The organism is Arthrobacter sp. P1_B11 (assembly GCF_056406715.1).
On the sequence record NZ_JBFTZQ010000015.1, the window covers coordinates 46516 to 64551 of the forward strand.

Below are 18036 nucleotides of genomic sequence, written 5' to 3' on the forward strand. Positions count from 1 at the left end.
GCCGCTGAGAAGAGGATCTTTCCCATGACGACGACCCGCTCGCCAAAGCAGCCCCCCAGGCCGAGCCTTCCCATGATTGCGGCGACGACAGCAACGCTGCCTGCCGTCATGCTGTCCTCCCTGGCGCTCGCCCAGCCCGCCGCTGCGGACGCACAGCCCAGCGCGATTCCCGCAATGCTTGCTGCCGCCATGCAAGCCCAGGCAGCTGCGGCCAAAGCCGGCGTCATTCCCGCCGCGTCCGTTCCGGCCACCATTCCGGCCGGCTTGCAGCCTTCCCGTGCAACGCCTAGCAGCCATACGGTTGTCCGAGGCGATACGGTCAGCGGCATCGCCGGCCGCTACGGCCTGAGCACATCGGGGGTGCTCAAGCTGAACAAGCTGAAACTCAACTCGGTGATTTATCCCGGCCAGAGGATCAAGTTGACTGCCGCCGCACCCGCCGCCAAGAAGGCACCGGTTGCCGCAGCCAGCACCGGCGGCAGAACGTATACCGTTAAATCCGGCGACACCCTGGGCGGCATCGCTGCCCGGCACGGTGTCAAGCTGTCCCAGGTACTGGGATGGAACCGCCTGAGCCTGTCGTCGGTCATCTACCCGGGACAGAAAATCAAGATCGGCGCCGGGGTGGCAGTGTCGCCCGCTTCGGCCAGCCCGGCTCCCGCTGCCCAGGCCTCATCCCGGTCCTACACCATCAAGTCCGGGGATACGCTGTCCGGAATTGCTGCACGGCACGGAGTCCGGCTTGCCGACATCCTGGCGGCGAACCGGCTCAAGGTAACCAGCATCATCTACCCCGGTCACAAGCTGGTCATCCCGGGGAAGTCCACCGGCGCACTCCAGCCGGCATCCAGCGTCACTCCGTTGGTGCCCAGTTCCTTCCTTGGCTACACCTACCCCGCGGCAGTAGTGAGCTCCGCCAACAAGAACAAGGCACTGCTCAACGCGTCGCCGGTGCCGACATTGGCGCAGATGCAGTCCATCGTGGCCGATACAGCCCGGCGCATGGGAGTGGACCCTGCCCTCGCCAAAGCCTTCGCCTACCAGGAGTCGGGGTTCAACCAGCGCGCCGTGTCCCCTGCCAATGCCATCGGCACCATGCAGGTCATACCCTCCTCGGGCGAGTGGGCATCCGATCTTGTCGGGCGGAAGCTCAACCTGCTTGACCCGTACGATAACGCGACCGCCGGCGTGGCCATCATCCGGCAGCTCATCCGCACAAGCAAGAACACGGACTACGCAATCGCCGGCTACTACCAGGGTCAGTATTCAGTCAGCAAGCACGGCATGTACTCCGATACCAAGGCCTACGTTGCGGCCATCAAGGCGCACCGGAAGACTTTCAGCTAAACCCCCCGGCGCCCCCATCCGCGTGGTGCAGGGGCCGCTGCGGATAACGATACGGGTCCGGATCGCATGTTGATTCGGACCCGTTTCCGTGCAGCAATTAGGATCGTAGGGTGCAGGAAAACGTGTCGGACAGTCTTGTTGGTTCCCTGGTGGATAATCGCTACCGGGTCAATTCCAGGCTGGCAAGGGGCGGAATGTCCACCGTGTACCTGGCAACGGACCAACGGCTCGACCGCGAAGTGGCACTGAAGGTCCTCCACCCGCACCTGGTCAATGACGGTAATTTCCTTGACCGCCTGGCCCGCGAAGCACGGGCTGCCGCCAAGCTGTCCCACCCCCATGTGGTGGGTGTCCTCGACCAGGGGCACGACGGCCGGACGGCCTACCTGGTAATGGAGTACATCAAGGGCCACACCCTCCGGGACGTCATCAACGCAAAGGGCGCCCTCTCGCCCCGGCTCGCCCTCGCCCTCATCGATCCTGTCGTGGAAGGCCTCGGCGCCGCCCATGCAGCGGGACTCATTCACCGGGACGTCAAACCGGAGAACGTGCTGATAGCCGAAGACGGCCGGATAAAAATCGGCGACTTCGGACTGGCGAGGGCAGTCACCGCCACCACGAGTACCGGGACGCTGATCGGCACGGTGGCCTATCTGTCACCAGAGTTGGTGCTGGGCAAACCGGCCGATGCACGCAGTGACATTTACTCCACCGGAATCATGCTTTTCGAGATGCTCACCGGCCGGCAGCCCTTCGACGGTGAAGTCCCGATCCAGGTGGCCTACCAGCACGTGAATTCGACGGTTGGGCCACCTTCCGGGTTCGCCCCCGGGCTCGCTGAAGAAGTCGACGAGCTCGTGCAGTGGTGCACCGCGAACGATCCCGAAAAACGTCCCGTGGACGGCAATGCACTGCTCTCCGAACTGCGGCACATCCGCACCAACCTCACCGACACGGAGCTTGACCTGCAACCCCCGGCAGCCCTCCATGCCGCGGAGGCAGCCGGCGCGGAGCCGGAGATGGGCGCGCGCGGACGCACCGGCGCAGCAGGACCCGTCCCGCCACAGCCGCCGATGCCACAGCGGCCGGCCGCCGTGAACCATACCGAACTGCTGAGTCCGGTACAGCGGCCCACGGAAATCATTTCGCACACGAGCAACCCCACAGCGGTCTTCCCCCATGCCCGGCAGCTGCCCCCGGCCTTCGGGCTGGAGCCGCCCGAAACCGACGACGCCGCGCCCGCTGCCCTGGGTTCCAGGGAAGCCGGCGACAGGGAACTGAGCAAGAGGGAACAGCGGAAACAGGACCGCGTCGGCGAAAGGGCGCGCTCCCGGGCCGCCGCAACCCCGCTGCGCACGCTGCGCGAAGGCAACTCACGGCGCCGTGGCGCTCTCTGGATCGTGATTCTGGTCATCGCGGCCCTCCTGGCCACCGGCGCAGGCTGGTTCTTCGGCATGGGTCCGGGTTCCCCCGGCACCGTGCCCTTAGTAGCGAACAGGACCGTGGCCGAGGCGCAGCAACTCCTCCGCACGGCCGGCTTTCAGTCGAGCACCCAGGATGTTTTCGACGACGACGTCCGTGCAGGGCTGGTCGTGGGGTCGGAGCCAGATGCCGGAAYGGAGATCCGCAAATTCCAGCAGGTCTCACTCTTCGTCTCCAAGGGCCCGCAGCTTTTCCCGCTTCCCGTGCTGTCAGGCAAGTCCTTGGAAACGGCCAAGTCAGCCCTCAACGGCTCTGAAATGGCCCTGGGAAAGATCACCGAGAAGTTCGATGAAGAAGCGGCGGCAGGCACAGTCCTCGGCCAGTCCCCCGCGCCGGGAACACAAGTCAGGCACGGAACGCCCGTGAGCCTCACAGTTTCCAAAGGCCCGCAGCCCATACCCGTACCGGATGTGCGCGGCGAGGAGAAGGAATCTGCCGTCCAGGCCATCGAGGCGGCCGGGCTGAAGGCGGTAGTCGCGAAGGACACCGTGCATGACCGGAACGTTCCGAAGGGCGCCGTCGTCAACCAGGAGCCGGCGTCTGGCAATCTGACGCGGGGCCAGGCCATAACTCTGACCATCTCCGACGGACCGAAGCTCGTGAAGGTGCCGAACTACATCGGCAAGCAGGCCAGCGATGCCCGCGAAGCACTGGAGAAGCGCGGCTTCGAAGTCCGCGTCAACAACATCCTGGGCGGGTTCTTCGGCACGGTCCGGGACCAGGATCCGGTGGACACCGAGGTACCTGAGGGATCAGTCGTGACGCTCACGGTCGTCTAACCGTTCCAGAGCATTGGCCCGTCCCCGGCGTCTGGCCCACGACATGCCTGCGGGCCCCGGGACATGCCCGGAGCCCGCCAGGGAACCGCTTGGAGTTAGTGCCGGGACGCTTCTACGGTGCCCGGCCTCCCCTTTAGTGCCGGGACAGGGCCCCGGCCACGAGGAATGCCATCTCCAGGGACTGCATGTGATTCAGGCGCGGATCGCACACCGACTCGTAGCGGTCCAGGAAGGCTTCCTGATCGATGGGGTCGGCGCCGCCCAGGCATTCGGCAACATCGTCACCAGTCATTTCGACGTGCAGGCCGCCCGGAATCGTGCCCAGGGCATGGTGCACTTCGAAGAAGCCGCGGACCTCATCGATGACGTCGTCGAAGTTGCGGGTCTTGTAGCCGTTCGGCGACGTGACGGTGTTCCCGTGCATCGGATCGGTGACCCACAGGACCTTCGCGCCGGACGCCGTGACCCTTTCCACGATCGCGGGAAGCTTTTCGCGGATGTTGCCCGCACCCATGCGGGTGATGAAGGTCAGACGGCCGGGTTCGCGGTCCGGATCCAGCTTGTCGATCAGCCGCAGGGCATCGTCACCGCTGGTGGACGGGCCGAGCTTTACACCGATCGGATTGCGCACACGCGAGAGGAAATCGACGTGCGCGTGGTCCAGTTCGCGGGTGCGCTCACCGATCCACAGGAAGTGCGCGGAGGTGTCATAGGGGAAGCCGGTGCGCGAATCGATGCGGGTCAGGGCACGTTCGTAGTCGAGCAGCAGCGCCTCGTGGCTGGCGTAGAACTCCACACGCTTCAGCGCCTCGAAGTCTGCGCCACAGGACGCCATGAACTTGATGGCACGGTCGATGTCCCGTGCCAGCGATTCGTAACGCGCGTGGGCGGGGTTCTCGGTGAAGCCCTTGTTCCACTGGTGCACGAGGCGAAGGTCCGCGAAGCCGCCCTGGGTGAAGGCACGGATCAGGTTCAGCGTGGAAGCGGAGGTGTGGTAGGCCCTGAGCATCCGGCTGGCATCGTGGCCCCGGGATTCGGGGGTGAAGTCGTACCCGTTGACGATGTCCCCGCGGTAGGCCGGAAGGGTCACGCCATCGCGGGTTTCATCGTTCGAGGAGCGCGGCTTGGCGAACTGGCCCGCCATCCGGCCCATCTTGATTACCGGCATTGCGGCACCATACGTGAGGACCACTGCCATCTGCAGGATCGTTTTCACGCGGGCGCTGATCTTGTCCGCCGTAGCGTCCCCGAACGTCTCGGCGCAGTCTCCGCCCTGGAGCAGGAAAGCTTTGCCCTGCGCGGCGGCGGCGAGCCGTTCGCGGAGAACGTCGACTTCACCGGCGAAAACGAGGGGCGGGAGCACCGACAGTTCACCGACGGATGCGTCGAAGACGTCCCTGTCCTGCCACGTGGGCTGCTGCGAGATGGGAAGGTCCCGCCAGTTGTCCAGTCCCGGATAATTAGCGGCACCGCTCTGTGCGGTGCTGGTCAGGGAAGAGGCCGGTTTTGCAGATAGCTCAGTCACACTACTAAGACTAGTTGCCGGAGCGGGCATCCGGACACCCGACCTGTCATTGACCGGAGGCTGGGCGTCATACACCTATGCCGAGCGCAAGGGGCGCCTAGGCACTGCGGGAGGATCCGGCGTCGTTCTCCCCACTTGGCTCGTGCCGGGAGCCTCGTCCGGGAGTTTCCCCGGGCGCGGCATCAGGTCCGCCGGCAGGGGCCGGTTCCCCTGCATTAGGCTCCCCGGCATTAAGCTCCCCGGCAACCTGCGCGGATCCATCCGGCGGGATGTCACCGCGAGCGTCACGGGCAGCGGAGGCGCCCGGCGGGGTGTCACCCGCCGGGGTCGCGTTGGTCGGGATCCCGCCAGACGGGGTCTCAGCGGACGGGGCCGCGGCGGAGGGGCCCTTCCCCGCCAGCCGCAGCTTGACCACGGCGGCATATTCATCCACGTATTCCTGCCCGGAGAGGCGCATGAGCTCATACATGATTTCATCGGTTACCGATCGCTGGATCAGCCGGTCTTCCGCCATGCCCTGATACCGGCTGAAATCCAAAGGTTCGCCGAAGATCATGCCAATGCGGCGGATGTTGGGCAGCCGTTTTCCGATCGGCTGGACCTTGTCCGTACCGATCATCGCCACCGGAATCACGGGCACCCCGGCCTGGAGTGCCAACCGGGCCACCCCCACTTTGCCCCGGTACAGGCGGGCATCAGGGCTTCGTGTCCCCTCGGGATAGATCCCCAGCAGTCCCCCGCTGGTCAGCACGTCCATGCCTGTCTCCAGCGAGGCCGCGGATGCAGCACCACCGGAGCGGTCCATGGGGAGCTGGTTGGTGAGCCGGAAGAACAGGGCCGTCATCCGGCCCTTGAGCCCTGTGCCGGTGAAGTACTCCGATTTGGCCAGGAAAATCACGGGCCGGGGCACCATGAGCGGCATGAAGATGGAATCCGAAAAGGACAGGTGGTTGGAGGCAATAATCGCCGCGCCCTCGGCCGGCACGTTGTCCAGTCCCTTGACCCAAGGCCGGAAGAGGGTGCGGAGCACCGGACCCAGGAAGACCCTTTTCATGACCCAATAGAACACGTGTCCAAACCCCTCCGGAAGGCAACTGGCAGGCGCTCCAAAGGACCCGGCCAGCACTGCAATGCAACCCTACTCTAGTGAGATTTAGGCGTAACAGTGACACGATGGTCTCATGACAGAAAGCAGCGACCGGACCACGCCCGCCGCTTTCAGCTACCCGGGCCATGGCCCGAATGCGCGCATCGGAATCGCCATCTGCCATGGCTTCACCGGCAGCCCCTTGAGCATCCTTCCTTGGGCGGAATACCTGGCAGAACGGGGCTTCGCGGTCTCTGTACCGCTGTTGCCCGGCCACGGGACGCGGTGGCAGGATCTGGCCCGCACTGGCTGGGGCGACTGGTTCGGCGCCTTTGACAAGGCGTATCTGGAGCTTGCCGCCAAGACCGACGACTGCTATGTGGCCGGCTTGTCTATGGGCGGCGCCATCGCACTGCTGACTGCCGCCCGCCGGGATGTGTCAGGCGTGGCCGTGGTCAACCCGGGACTGAGTTTCTATGACCGCCGGGTCCGGGTCATCGGACTGCTCAAGTACTTCCAGCGGACCACGGTTCCCATTGAAGAGGAAAATCCGACGGCGTCCCGCACCGAAGACGGCGACTACTCACGGACGCCGCTGGCAGCAGTCCATCAGCTGAAAAGGCTCTTCGCGGCCGCTGTCCGCGGACTCCCCAGGATCAAGGCGCCGGTGCTGGTTTTCAAGTCAGTGAACGACATCGTGGTGCCGCCCACGTCCCTGGCTATGGTCAGGAAGGGTCTCGGATCAACCAGCCTTGAGGTCGTTCGGCTTCAACACAGCGGCCACGTTGCGACGCTGGATGTCGACGCCCGGGAAATTTTCGAAGCGTCCGCGCGGTTCTTTCAGGTGCACGCACGAAGCCACGTATCGTCGGAGAAGTCATGAGCATAGTTCCGGACCACAGTCCGTTCAGCAGCCCCTTTTCCGGCGAGGGCCCGAGTGTCGGCGTCGCACTCTCGCACGGGTTCACCGGCAGTCCGCACGCGGTGCGGGCCTGGGCAGCGGCGTTTGCCTCAGCCGGCTTCGCCGTCCGCATGCCGCTGCTTCCCGGCCATGGCACCACCTGGCAGGAACTGGCGCGAAGCCGCTGGCCGGAGTGGCATGACGCCATGGATGCGGCGTACCTGGAACTTGATGCCGAGTGCGACCAGGTCTTCTCGGCGGGCATCTCAATGGGCGGCGCCCTGGCCCTTCGTATCGCCGCCACCCGGCCGGTTGCCGGCACCATCCTCGTCAATCCCGCACTTGTCATCGACGATCCCCGCGCCCCGCTGGCCGGAATCCTCAAGCTGGTGCTCAAGAGCACGCCGTCCATAGGAAACGACATCCTCAAACCGGGCATTGACGAGGGCGCCTACGCCAGAACCCCCGTGGCGGCGGCCCATGAACTCAACAAGATGTTCAAGGACACCCGCAAGCTGTTGCCGCGCATTACAGCCCCGGTGCACGTGTTCCGCTCCACGGTGGACCACGTCGTTTCCGACTCGAGCATCGTAGCCCTTCGGCGCGGCCTGACCCGCGCGCCCCTGCAGTTGACCAAACTTGAGAACAGCTATCACGTAGCGACCCTCGATAACGACGCCGAGCAGATCTTCAGCGGCTCGGTGGACTTCATCCGTGACGTTCTCGCGCAGACCCGCCCGGGTCTGAAGCAGTCCGCGACAGCAAGCCAGAAGGGCGAGCCCGATGAACAGGCCTGATTCAAATTCGTCCGATCCCAGCGCCAACCAGGACGACGCCGTCTGGCTGGATCTCGTGGCCAGGCTGGAAGCGGACACTGCTTTTGATCCCGAAACCCGCAACCAAAACGGTGCCGGGAGTACTCCCGCCGCGGACAGCACCGGCGCCGCCGGCGGCACGATGCCAGGTTCCGCAGCGGAGAGCCCGGCCAAGCACTTCACCGACTTTGATCCGCTGGGGCTCGCACCGCGTGCCGGCGCGCCCACCGAGTTGTCGGCAGCAGAGCGGCAGGAGGCGGCCGCCCGCCAGCGCGCTGCCGAGAACGCTCCGCCGGGGTCCGGGGCGCCGGGATCTGCAGGATCCGAAGGCCCACGCGACTACGGCATGGAAGACGACGATGGCGCATTTGTGCCCGAGGAACCGCCCAGCCTCTCGGCCACCGACCCCCTGACCATGCTGGCGTGGATCGGCGCAGTGGGCGCTCCAGTGGCATTGGTATTGTCGGCGATGTTCTGGCGCTCAGCGCCGCTCCTGGCGATCCTCGGCATGGTGGTCACCTTTGTGGGCGCGGTGGTCTACCTGATCATGAAGCTGCCCCAGGACAAGGACGAAAACGACGACGGCGCCCGGGTCTAAGCACGGCGCCCGGGCCTAAGCGGGACGCCCGGGTCTAAGCGGGAAGGCCGGGTCAGTTGTGCGTCCGGCTACTGACGCGGGACAGGTCTGCGGCGCCGATGAGTCCGGCGTTCGGCCCGAGGGCCGCGAGGGCAATCTCCGCGGCAGGGCGGAAGCCGCGCCCGGTGAGGTTCCGGGCAAAGGCCTTCCTGGCCGGCGCCACGAGCAGCTCGCCGGCCGCGCAAAGTCCACCGCCGATCACGAATTTTCCCGGGTCGAGTGCCGCGGCCAGGTTGGCCAGCCCGAGCCCCAGCCAGTCCCCCACATCTTCCAGCAGCTCCCGCGACGCCGCGTCTCCGGAGATGGCCAGTTCGGTCACCGTGGCTCCCGTGATGCGGTCTGCGTGTCCGTCGACGGCCTTGAGGAGCTCCTGCGCCACCGGGGAGTTAGCGAGGGCGAGCTCCCGGGCCTCCCGGCCGAGGGCATTGCCGGAAGCGTACTGTTCCCAGCAGCCGCGGTTGCCGCATTCGCAGCGGTGGCCGCCGGGCATGATGATCTGGTGCCCGAATTCCCCTGCGACACCGAATCGGCCCCGCTCGACACGGCCGTCCATGACCATGGCCCCGCCGATACCGGTCCCGAGGGTGATGCACACCAGACGGTCCTGCCCCTGGCCGGCGCCAAACCGCCATTCTGCCCACGCGGCGGCGTCGGCGTCGTTGACCAGCATGACGGGGCGGCGCAGCAGGCGCTGCAGGTTGTCCCTCAGCGGTTCGTTGCGCCAGGCAAGGTGCGGGCTGAAGAGGACGGTGCCGCCGTCGAGATCCATCCAACCGGCCGCGCCGATGCCCACGGACCTGATCCGGGCTCCGCGGCCCAGTTCCTCCACGAGTTCGACTATTACCTGTTCGACGGCACGGGGGTCACTACCTGGGGTGGACCGCCTGGCTTCGCTGACGATCCGTCCCTCCGCGTCGACTACCCCGGCCGCAACCTTGGTGCCGCCGATGTCGATGCCGATGGCCAGCCCCGTGCCGGCTGGGCGCAGGTGCTGCCGGAACATCCGGCGGGGTGAGCTGCCGCCCTGGCTGCCGAGCGAGCGTCGCCGCCATGCCCGCGGTCCGGTCTCACGGGTCGGGCTGTGCGGTCCGGTCTGTTCGCTGGGCGGGGGCTGCTGCATAATCCCCCATTCTAGGTGTCGGCGCCGGGGCACGCCCGCCCGTGACTTATTGGCTGAAACGGCGCATTGACGTAATGTTACTGGCGAGTAGCTAAATGGCACCTGGCCCGCATGGGCGGGGTACTAAGGTTAGGACTAACCGCAGCGGCCTACGGATATCAAAGGAGCTATCGTGCGCGAATTCAGTGTTCCGCCCCTGGTGACCGTCCCCCCGGACACCAATATCACGGACCTTGTGGTGCGCCAGGCGGCCAAGGCAACAAATCCGGCCCTRTTTTCCCGGCTGGACGCTGCCGGACAATGGCAGGACATCGCGGCCGTGGACTTCCTGGCAGACGTCTCCGCCCTCGCGAAGGGACTCATTGCCAGCGGCGTGGGCGCCGGAGACCGCGTGGGGATCATGTCCCGCACACGCTACGAATGGGCACTCGTCGACTTTGCCATCTGGTTCGCCGGCGGCGTGTCCGTGCCCATCTATGAGACATCCTCTCCGTCCCAGGTTGCCTGGAACCTGGGCGATTCCGGGGCGGTGGCCGCCTTCGGCGAGTCCGACCACCACGAAAACATCATCAGGCAGGCTGCCGTCTCCGAGGGTCTCACCGCCCTCACACACGTCTGGCAGCTTGAAGGACGAGGCCTGGATGCCCTCCGCGAAGCCGGGTCGAACGTCAGCGACGACGAACTCGAGGAACGCCGGCAGGCCGCCAACCTCAGCGACATCGCCACCATCATCTACACCTCCGGAACCACGGGCCGGCCCAAGGGCTGCGAACTGACGCACGGGAATTTCGTGGAACTGTCGGAGAACGCGCTGGCCACCTCACTGCGCCAGATCGTCAACGAGCAGGCCCGGACCATCATGTTCCTCCCGCTGGCCCACGTCTTCGCACGTTTCATCTCGGTCCTCGCGGTCGCAGCGGGCGTCACCGTGGCCCACACGCCGGACATCAAGCACCTCCTGCCCGATCTGCAGAGCTACAAGCCCACGTTCATCCTTGCAGTGCCCCGCGTGTTCGAGAAGGTGTACAACTCGGCGCTCACCAAGGCCGAGGACAGCGGAAAGGGCGCGATTTTCCACAAGGCCGCCGACACCGCCATTGCCTATTCCCGCGCCCGGCAGGACGGCGGCGTCGGGTTCGGGCTGAAAATCCGGCACGCAATCTTCGACAAGCTCGTCTACGGAAAGCTCCGTGCCGCCTTGGGGGGCCAGGTGGCGCACGCAGTGTCCGGCGGCGGTCCGCTGGGCGAGCGGCTCGGCCACTTTTTCCAGGGCATCGGACTGCAGATTCTGGAGGGCTATGGCCTGACAGAGACCACGGCGCCGATCAGCGTCAACACCCCCGAAAGGATCAAGATCGGTACGGTCGGTGCGCCGCTGGCCGGCAACACGGTGAAGATTGCCGACGACGGCGAGATCCTCACCAAAGGCGTTTGCGTCATGCGGGGCTACTACCAGCGCGATGACCTCACGGCCGAGGCGTTTGTGGATGGCTGGTTCCGAACCGGAGATATCGGCCAGCTCGATGCCGACGGCTTCCTGACCATCACCGGCCGGAAAAAGGAAATCATTGTGACCGCCGGAGGCAAGAACGTGGTTCCGGCCTTGCTCGAGGACCAGATCCGGGCCGATGCGCTGGTTTCCCAAGTACTCGTGGTGGGCGACAACCGCCCCTTCATCGGTGCACTGGTCACGCTCGACGAGGAGGCCCTCCCGGGATGGCTGCAGCGCCACGGCCTGCCGCCGGAAACCACCGTGACCGAGGCTGCGGACCACAGCGCCGTCCAGGCGGCAGTGCAGGAGCTGATCAACCATGCGAACCAGTCCGTTTCGCAGGCAGAGGCCATCAAGTCCTTCAGGATCGTTCCATCTGACTTCACCGAAGCCTCGGGCCACCTGACCCCATCTATGAAGGTCAAGCGCGCGCAGGTCATGAAGGACTTCGAGTTATTCATCGATGAGATGTACAAGTCCCCTAAGCCGACACGCGCCTGACAAGTCCGCACGCACAGGGCCCTCACGCACACAGCCCGCACGCACAGGGCCCTTACGCACAGGAAAGCACAGAGCCCCGCCGGAGCGTCCGGCGGGGCTCTGTTCTCACTGCTGCATCTAGAACAGGTCAGGGCATGCTCAGGCCTGTTGCAGTTCCTCCATCACGAGGGACGCAAGCTCCACCGCTGCACTGCGTGTTGCAGGCTTCAGCTGGCTCAGCTGGATCCGGGACCCCTCGGCGAGGTGCCGGTCGTGGGGAATCCGGACAACGTTCTTGACCCGGGACAGGAAATGCTGCTCGATTTCGTCGATGTTGACCAGCGTGCGGTCACCGGCAGCCATGTTGATGACAACGGTGGCTCTGGCTACCAGATCCTGGCGACCGTGCGCTTCCAGCCAGGACAGCGTTTCAGAAGCCAGCCGGGCCTCGTCCACGCTTCCGCCGGAAACGAGGACCACGGCATCGGCCTTTTCGAGCGTGCCCTTCATGACGGAGTGCACCATGCCGGTCCCGGAGTCCGTCAAAACGATCGAGTAGTAGCGGCCAAGGATGTCGGTCACAGCCCGGTAATCGGCGTCGTCGAAGGCATGGGCCACCATGGGGTCGGTGTCGGAGGCCAGGACGTCGAGCCGGGAACCGTCCCTGGCGGTGTAGTTGGACAGCTGAGCGAAGGAGTTGACGGTAAACCTGTCCTTGACCAGCTGGCGTGCCGTAAAGTCCGCCCGGCCGGGAGAACGGTCTGACAGCGTTCCGCGGTCCGGATTGGCGTCCATGGCGATGACCCGGTCCTCGCGCAGGTCTGCCAGCACCATGCCCAGCAATGTGGTGACGGTGGTCTTCCCCACGCCGCCCTTGCGGGACAGAACGGGAACATAGCGCGTCCGTTCCCCAAGCCGCATGGCGATTCGGTGCTCCATGGCGCGCTGGATCCTGACCCGGTCCGGATCCCCCAGATTCACGAAGCCCAGGGTGGCCTGGTACAGCCACCGCCGCCAGCCCGCCACAGGTGCAGCGGCGGCTTTGTTCAGCAGGCGGTCCGCCGTCAGCGCGGCAGCGGGTTCAGGCCCTTCCGCACGTTCCCGGCGTTCACTGATGTGGTCCGGCGCTTCGCCGGGAGCTTCGCCCGTGTCCTCAGCCCCCGCCTGGTGCTGCCCGGCGTCCGGGTGGTTGGGGTCCGGGTGGTTGAGGTCCGGCTGGTTCGGGTCCGGCCGGACGGCGCCAGAGTGCGCTTCAGACTCTGTGCCCGGCTGCGTCCCTGGCCCGGCGGCAGCACCGCTTGGCGCCAAGTTCCCGGGCCCCGCCGTCACGAGGGGCATGGCCGCTGCCGCGGCGGCAGGCTGCGACATGGTGTTGACGGCGGACAGCGAGCCAACCGACGTCCTGTCCTGGGCGTCGGAGACTGTCACAACGCTGATGTCGCCAGAGGGTGGAACGGACGGCGGGGCAGCCGGCGCCGTGTCCCGCGGCGGTGTGTCCTGGGACGACGCGCTCTGCGGCGCTTCATCGTGACGGACGGCTGCGGTCTCGGTGGACGCGGCGCCAGTCTCCTCCCGAACCGGATCTTCAGCGCCGGCAGCCCCGGCGGACCTCGGCGCGGGCTTTGGCGTGTTCGTCTGCGTCATGGGCTCCCGCTCAGTGTTTTCATCGTCGTCATTCAAAGGCTGTGGGGGCGGCGTCCGCCGTCCCCACAGCCTTCATTCAGATTCCCAGCCTACCGGCAAGCATCCGGGAGTACTGCGCAGCGGTAGCGCCGGGCTGTGCCCGGCGCTACCGCCCGCAGTTACTCAACGACGAGCAGCAGGTCTCCGCCCTGGACCTGTTCCACAGCGGAAATCGCCAGCCGCGTGACTTTGCCGCCCACCGGCGTCGTGATTGACGCCTCCATCTTCATGGCCTCGATGGTGGCAACAGTGTCGCCGGCATTGACGGTGTCGTCGGCCTTGACGGTGACCGTCACGGCTCCCGCGAACGGGGCGGCGACGTGCCCCGGCTGGGCAGGATCGGCCTTCTCCGCAGCCTTCACGTTGCTGACCACGGACGTGTCGCGCACCAGGACGGGCCGGGACTGGCCGTTGAGCGTGCACATGACCGAGCGCATGCCCTTCTCGTCGGGTTCCGACACGGCTTCCAGCGAAGCGATGAGGCGGACGCCCTTCTCCAGCTCGATGACGTGCTCCGCGCCGCGCTGCAGCCCGTAGAGGTAGTCGCGGGTGTCCAGGACCGAAACGTTGCCGTACGTTTCCACGCTCTTCTCGTAGTCCTTGGTGGGGCCGGCAAAGAGAAGCCGGTTCAGGGTTCGCTGCCGGGTCTTCGAGTCCCCGCGAAGCGCGGCGCTGTCCTCGGCGCTGAGCTCGGCATCACGGACCTTGATGCTCCTGCCCTGCAGTGCCTTGGTGCGGAACGGTTCGGGCCAGCCTCCCGGAGGATCACCCAGCTCGCCGGAGAGGAAGCCGATGACCGAGTCCGGGATGTCGTAGTTCTGCGGGTTCTCGTTGAAGTCTGCCGGGTCGGCGTTAAGCCCGACGAGGTGAAGGGCGAGGTCGCCAACCACCTTGGAGGACGGCGTGACCTTCACGAGGCGCCCCAGAATGCGGTCCGCAGCGGTGTACATGTCTTCGATCGCCTCGAAGCGTTCGCCCAGGCCCAGTGCCATGGCCTGCTGCCGCAGGTTGGAGAGCTGCCCGCCCGGGATCTCGTGTTGGTACACGCGGCCTGTCGGGCCCGGGAGTCCGGACTCGAAGGGAGCGTAGACCCGGCGTACTGCTTCCCAGTAGGGCTCCAGCGAACTGACATTGGCGAGGCTCAGGCCAGTGTCCCGCTCGGTGTGCGCCAGTGCCGCGACCAGTGCGGAGGCTGACGGCTGGCTGGTTGTCCCAGCGAGCGAAGCCGACGCAACGTCCACGGCATCGACGCCTGCGTCAACGGCGGCGAGGAGGGTGGCCAGCTGTCCGCCGGCGGTGTCGTGGGTGTGCAGGTGGACCGGGAGGTCGAACTTTTCACGCAGGGCGCGGACCAGCTTGGCTGCAGCAGCAGGACGCAGCAGTCCCGCCATGTCCTTGATTGCGAGGATATGGGCGCCGGCGTCCACGATCTTCTGTGCCAGCTCCAGGTAGTAGTCCAGCGTGTAGAGCTTTTCCTCCGGGTCAAGCATGTCGCCCGTGTAGCAAAGCGCGACTTCGGCGACCGCTGTTCCAGTGGCCCGGACGGCGCGGATGGCCGGCGCCATCTGGTTGACGTCGTTGAGGGCGTCGAAGATCCGGAAAATGTCGATGCCGGTGGCGGCAGCTTCGTTGACGAAGGCCTCCGTGACCTCTTCGGGGTACGGCGTGTATCCCACGGTGTTCCGGCCGCGGAGCAGCATCTGCAGGCAGATGTTCGGCAGGGCTTTCCGGAGTGCGGCGAGACGGTCCCAGGGGTCCTCACCCAGGAAGCGCAGGGCCACGTCATAGGTTGCGCCGCCCCACGCTTCGACGGACAACAGCCCGGGAAGCAGTGCGGACACCGCAGGTCCGGCGGCAACAAGGTCTCGCGTGCGGACGCGGGTGGCCAACAGCGACTGGTGGGCATCACGGAAGGTGGTGTCGGTAACTGCCACGGCCGCTTGCTCACGCAGTGCCCGGGCGAACCCTTCCGGGCCGAGCTCCTGCAGCCGCTGGCGTGAACCTGGCTGCAGATCGGGGCCGGCCACGGCGGGCAGCTTGTCGGCGGGATCGGAATGGACCTTGAGCTCGCCGTTGGGCTTGTTGACGGTCACCTCGGCCAGCCATGTCAGCAGCTTGGTGCCCCGGTCGGCGGAGACCCGGGCATTTAGAAGCTCCGGACGCTCGTCAATGAATGAGGTGGCCACGTTGCCGGCGATGAAGTCGGCGTCGTCCAGCACGGCCTGCAGGAAAGAGATGTTCGTAGATACGCCACGGATGCGGAACTCCGCGAGGGCACGGCGCGCCCTTGCGACCGCTGCCGGGTAGTCCCTGCCGCGGCAGGTGAGCTTAACGAGCATCGAATCGAAGTGGGGGCTGATTTCGGCACCGGAGTAGACGGTGCCGCCGTCGAGCCGTACGCCGGCGCCGCCGGCGGAGCGGTAGCCGGTGATCTTTCCGACGTCGGGACGAAAGCCGTTGGCAGGGTCCTCGGTGGTAATGCGGCACTGGAGTGCTGCGCCCTTGAGGAACACTGTTTCCTGGGACAGGCCCAGGTCGGCCAGGGTTTCTCCAGACGCGATGCGGAGCTGGGCCTGGACCAGGTCGACGTCGGTGACCTCTTCGGTGACCGTGTGCTCCACCTGGATCCGCGGGTTCATTTCAATGAACACGTGCTGTCCGGCGCGCTCACCGACGGTGTCCACCAGGAACTCGACGGTTCCTGCGTTGACGTAGTTGAGCGCCTTGGCGAACTTGACCGCGTCGCGGTAGAGCGCCTGCCGGATGCCTTCATCGAGGTTGGGGGCCGGTGCGATCTCGACGACCTTCTGGTGGCGCCGCTGGATGGAACAGTCACGCTCAAAGAGGTGCATGACGTTGCCCTCGGCGTCGGCCAGGATCTGCACTTCGATGTGGCGCGGACGGAGCACCGCCTGCTCGAGGAACATGGTGGGATCGCCGAAGGCCGCATCGGCCTCGCGCATGGCGGCCTGCAGGGCCTCCGGGAGCGCCTCGCGGGTGTCCACCCGGCGCATACCGCGCCCGCCGCCTCCGGCCACGGCCTTGGCGAAGATCGGGAAGCCGATTTCGTCGGCGGCGGCGATCAGTTCGTCAAGGTCCTTGGACGGCGCGCTCGAGTTGAGAACCGGAACACCGGCCTTGCGGGCCGCTTCCAGCGCGGATACCTTGTTGCCGGCGAGTTCCAGGACCTCTGCCGGCGGGCCGACGAAGGTGATGCCGGCAGCTTTCGCGGCCCGGGCAAGGTCGGGGTTTTCGGACAGGAAGCCATAGCCGGGGTAGATGGCATCGGCTCCGGACTCCTTGGCTACCCGCACCACCTCATCAACGTCCAGGTACGCGCGGACGGGGTGGCCCTCTTCACCGATCAGATATGCCTCATCGGCCTTCTGGCGGTGAATCGAGTTACGGTCCTCGTTGGGGAACACGGCAACGGTCTTGGCGCCCAGCTCGTAGCCGGCGCGGAAAGCGCGGATAGCGATTTCGCCGCGGTTGGCCACCAGAATCTTGGAAAACATACTTCTCCTGCATCATTGCGGGTGTATCGGTAAGTGGTCACAGTGTGTAAGACGCGTGCATTGAAACACAAATCATTGTGTCTACCATCACAGAATTATCCGTCATGTCGGTGCCACAATGACTCCGTCCCCTGCATGGCCCCGAAAGCGTCTTTCGCGGAGCCATGCCCGGGCCGGATAAGAAGGGTTTAGGCGCCGGGTCAACATATGATGAATGGGGCGGCGGAAGCCTGTCCCCGGTTCCGGCAGTGCCGGAGCGGAAACTACCCCAACACGGCAACCGGCGTTAGGTATTGGTTCTTCAAGTGCAAGTAGTCAGCATCAGCAGCCTCAAAGGCGGTGTCGGCAAGACATCCGTCACGACCGGATTGGCGTCTGCGGCACTGGCCGCCGGAATTCCGACACTAGTAGTGGACCTGGATCCCCATGCCGACGCGAGTACCGCCCTGGGAGTGCAGCCGAGCGACAGGCTGGACATCGGCAGGATGCTCAGGAATCCGCGGAAGGCCAAGCTTCCTGACAACGTTGTTGCCAGCGGCTGGACGGGACGGGCGGGAAGCAACGGTTCCGGCCCTGCCGTCCTGGACGTGGCCGTGGGGTCCGCCTACACAGGGATCTACGACCGTCCGGACCTTGGCAAAAGGGATCTCCGCAGGCTGTCCGCCGTCCTGGCGGGCGCAGATAAATACGAGCTGGTTCTGGTGGATTGCCCGCCGTCCCTGAACGGTCTGACGCGGATGGCCTGGTCCGCGAGCACCAAGGTTGCCCTGGTGGCCGAACCGGGCCTGTTCTCCGTGGCAGGGACCGAGCGCACCATGCGCGCCATTCAGCTGTTCCGGCAGGAATTCGCGCCCAACCTTTCTCCCGCGGGGATCGTCGCCAACCGCGTGCGCTCCGGATCGTCCGAACACGCGTTCCGCCTGGCCGAAATGCAGTCGATGTTCGGCGACCTCCTGCTGACACCCCACATTCCGGAACAGGCCAACTGGCAGCAGATCCAGGGCGCAGCGCATTCCGTCCATCATTGGCCCGGCGACTCCGCCAAATCCACTGCGGGACTTTTTGATGCGCTCCTCGGCAACCTGATGTCGGCCGGCAGGGGAAGCCGCAGCCGCAGCAGCCGCTAGGGAGCGCGAGCGACGCAAAATGGGCGAAGGCCGCCTCCCCGTCGGG

12 protein-coding genes are annotated in these 18036 nt (G+C 65.9%); 7 read left to right on the forward strand and 5 right to left on the reverse strand.

Annotation, left to right across the window (positions count from 1 at the left end):
• Positions 1-24 precede the first annotated feature (24 nt).
• Both AC1D14_RS13400 and AC1D14_RS13405 read left to right on the forward strand, forming a co-directional pair.
• Positions 25-1347: a lytic transglycosylase domain-containing protein gene (locus AC1D14_RS13400; RefSeq protein WP_230117686.1), complete on the forward strand. Its 1323-nt coding sequence runs from the start codon at positions 25-27 to the stop codon at positions 1345-1347.
• A gap of 110 nt (positions 1348-1457) precedes the next feature.
• Entirely contained in the window at positions 1458-3608 is a 2151-nt protein-coding gene (locus AC1D14_RS13405; protein WP_476968628.1) for a Stk1 family PASTA domain-containing Ser/Thr kinase, read from the forward strand.
• Between the two features lie 133 nt (positions 3609-3741).
• Here the strand turns inward: AC1D14_RS13405 and AC1D14_RS13410 are convergent, their stop codons facing one another.
• Together AC1D14_RS13410 and AC1D14_RS13415 are read right to left on the reverse strand one after the other, a co-directional pair.
• Positions 3742-5133, reverse strand: a complete 1392-nt coding sequence (locus tag AC1D14_RS13410) for a class II 3-deoxy-7-phosphoheptulonate synthase (protein WP_230117688.1) — start codon at positions 5131-5133, stop codon at positions 3742-3744.
• A 97-nt stretch (positions 5134-5230) separates the two neighbouring features.
• On the reverse strand, positions 5231-6202 hold the full coding sequence (locus AC1D14_RS13415) for a 1-acyl-sn-glycerol-3-phosphate acyltransferase (protein WP_230117689.1): 972 nt from the start codon (positions 6200-6202) through the stop codon (positions 5231-5233).
• A gap of 112 nt (positions 6203-6314) precedes the next feature.
• Here AC1D14_RS13415 and AC1D14_RS13420 point away from each other — a divergent pair, with 112 nt between their 5' ends.
• From AC1D14_RS13420 to AC1D14_RS13430, 3 genes are read left to right on the forward strand one after another with little or no spacing between them, the layout of a single operon-like run.
• Positions 6315-7103: an alpha/beta hydrolase gene (locus tag AC1D14_RS13420; protein ID WP_476968629.1), complete on the forward strand. Its 789-nt coding sequence runs from the start codon at positions 6315-6317 to the stop codon at positions 7101-7103.
• Positions 7100-7918 carry an alpha/beta hydrolase gene (locus AC1D14_RS13425; RefSeq protein ID WP_476968630.1) on the forward strand — a complete coding sequence of 273 codons (819 nt, stop codon included), beginning with the start codon at positions 7100-7102 and terminating at the stop codon, positions 7916-7918. Before AC1D14_RS13420 ends, AC1D14_RS13425 begins: the two co-directional genes overlap by 4 nt.
• On the forward strand, positions 7905-8534 hold the full coding sequence (locus AC1D14_RS13430) for a hypothetical protein (RefSeq protein WP_230117692.1): 630 nt from the start codon (positions 7905-7907) through the stop codon (positions 8532-8534). Before AC1D14_RS13425 ends, AC1D14_RS13430 begins: the two co-directional genes overlap by 14 nt.
• Before the next feature lie 52 nt (positions 8535-8586).
• On the opposite strand, the gene AC1D14_RS13435 is transcribed toward AC1D14_RS13430, so the two are convergent.
• A complete protein-coding gene (locus AC1D14_RS13435; protein WP_476968644.1) occupies positions 8587-9576 on the reverse strand; it encodes an ROK family glucokinase in 990 nt (329 codons plus the stop codon).
• A gap of 289 nt (positions 9577-9865) precedes the next feature.
• Between AC1D14_RS13435 and AC1D14_RS13440 the strand changes: the two genes are divergently transcribed.
• Complete coding sequence (locus AC1D14_RS13440) at positions 9866-11686, forward strand: AMP-dependent synthetase/ligase (protein ID WP_230117693.1); 1821 nt, start codon at positions 9866-9868, stop codon at positions 11684-11686.
• 138 nt (positions 11687-11824) lie between these two features.
• On the opposite strand, the gene AC1D14_RS13445 is transcribed toward AC1D14_RS13440, so the two are convergent.
• Together AC1D14_RS13445 and AC1D14_RS13450 are read right to left on the reverse strand one after the other, a co-directional pair.
• Positions 11825-13309 carry a MinD/ParA family ATP-binding protein gene (locus AC1D14_RS13445; protein WP_476968631.1) on the reverse strand — a complete coding sequence of 495 codons (1485 nt, stop codon included), beginning with the start codon at positions 13307-13309 and terminating at the stop codon, positions 11825-11827.
• 158 nt (positions 13310-13467) lie between these two features.
• Positions 13468-16863, reverse strand: a complete 3396-nt coding sequence (locus AC1D14_RS13450) for a pyruvate carboxylase (protein WP_476968632.1) — start codon at positions 16861-16863, stop codon at positions 13468-13470.
• A 305-nt stretch (positions 16864-17168) separates the two neighbouring features.
• Here AC1D14_RS13450 and AC1D14_RS13455 point away from each other — a divergent pair, with 305 nt between their 5' ends.
• Entirely contained in the window at positions 17169-17990 is an 822-nt protein-coding gene (locus AC1D14_RS13455; protein ID WP_230117696.1) for a ParA family protein, read from the forward strand.
• Positions 17991-18036: the final 46 nt, after the last annotated feature.

Bases quoted from the DNA above. Each gene is read 5' to 3' on its own strand.
- AC1D14_RS13400 (WP_230117686.1), top strand. From the start codon at position 25: ATGACGACGACCCGCTCGCCAAAGCAGCCCCCCAGGCCGAGCCTTCCC.
- AC1D14_RS13420 (WP_476968629.1), top strand. From the start codon at position 6,315: ATGACAGAAAGCAGCGACCGGACCACGCCCGCCGCTTTCAGCTACCCG.
- AC1D14_RS13425 (WP_476968630.1), top strand. From the start codon at position 7,100: ATGAGCATAGTTCCGGACCACAGTCCGTTCAGCAGCCCCTTTTCCGGC.
- AC1D14_RS13430 (WP_230117692.1), top strand. From the start codon at position 7,905: ATGAACAGGCCTGATTCAAATTCGTCCGATCCCAGCGCCAACCAGGAC.
- AC1D14_RS13435 (WP_476968644.1), bottom strand. From the start codon at position 9,576: ATGTTCCGGCAGCACCTGCGCCCAGCCGGCACGGGGCTGGCCATCGGC.
- AC1D14_RS13445 (WP_476968631.1), bottom strand. From the start codon at position 13,309: ATGACGCAGACGAACACGCCAAAGCCCGCGCCGAGGTCCGCCGGGGCT.
- AC1D14_RS13450 (WP_476968632.1), bottom strand. From the start codon at position 16,863: ATGTTTTCCAAGATTCTGGTGGCCAACCGCGGCGAAATCGCTATCCGC.